The sequence below is a fragment of the Zestomonas carbonaria genome (genome assembly GCF_904061905.1).
Taxonomy (GTDB): Bacteria; Pseudomonadota; Gammaproteobacteria; order Pseudomonadales; family Pseudomonadaceae; genus Aquipseudomonas; species Aquipseudomonas carbonaria.
On record NZ_CAJFCI010000006.1, the window covers coordinates 1 to 999 of the forward strand.

Annotated in this window: 1 protein-coding gene; it reads left to right on the forward strand. The window is 59.2% G+C overall.

The genetic code is table 11. The annotated features are described in order from the left end of the window. The first annotated feature begins 8 nt into the window (after nucleotides 1-8). Nucleotides 9-989, forward strand: a complete 981-nt coding sequence (locus PSEWESI4_RS00035) for an IS110 family transposase (protein ID WP_187669147.1) — start codon at nucleotides 9-11, stop codon at nucleotides 987-989. Nucleotides 990-999: the final 10 nt, after the last annotated feature.

The following is a 999-nucleotide window of genomic DNA, read 5'->3' on the forward strand; positions in this document are numbered from 1 at the left end:
CGCAAGCCATGAGCACTTCTGACTTCCTCCCTCTGGGAATCGACATTTCCAAGAAGAAAATCGATTGTGCCCTGATGCTGGGCACGAAATTCAAGAACAAGGTGTTCGCCAACACCCCCGAAGGATTTGCCGGATTGTGCGCCTGGATCGATCAGCACGCCCAAGGGCCCGTACATGTCTGCATGGAAGCCACGGGCATTTACTGGGAAGCCGTGGCTGTACATCTGGCCAACGCGGGGCATCGCGTCAGCGTCATCAATCCAGCCCTGGCCAAGGCCCATGCTCAATCGCTGGGGCTGCGCAGCAAGACCGATGCAATCGACGCACGTGCGTTGGCCGATTACTGTCAGCGACGACAGCCCGCCCTTTGGATCGCACCCTCGTTATCAGAGCAGCGTTTGAAAGCACTGGTGCTGCGCCTTCAGGGGCTGGTCGCCATGCGCGCAGAGGAAAAGAACCGGACCGAATCGGCCCGTGACTCGGTGCGTGACAGCCTGGACAAACATCTGCAATGGCTTGACGACGAAATCAAACGTATCGAGCAACAGATCTCCCAAACGCTCGATGATGACCCGACTTTGCGAGGCAAGCGTGAACTGCTGGCTTCCATCCCTGGCGTGGGCGAGCGCACCCTGGCCATCCTGTTGGCCTATGGGCTGGGAAGTGAGCGTTTCGACAAGGGGCGCCAGTTCGTCGCCTTCGCCGGTCTGAGCGTGCGCGAGCACGAGTCCGGCAGCAGCGTCAGAGGCAAACCACGGCTGTCCAAGGTTGGCCACTCACGCCTGCGTAGTGCGCTGTACATGCCCTCCATGGTGGCGCTCTACAAAACTGACTGGGGCCGTCGCTACCGCGACCGCCTGGCCGGCAATGGCAAGCCCGCCAAAGTCATCATCGGTGCCATGATGCGCAAACTCGTGCACGTAGCCTTTGGGGTACTGAAGTCTGGTCGAAAATTCGACCCAGAACTCCATATCGCTTGTGCTGGATAACAGTATCTAC

Coding starts and splice junctions, on each gene's coding strand:
- PSEWESI4_RS00035 (WP_187669147.1), top strand. CDS start 9: ATGAGCACTTCTGACTTCCTCCCTCTGGGAATCGACATTTCCAAGAAG.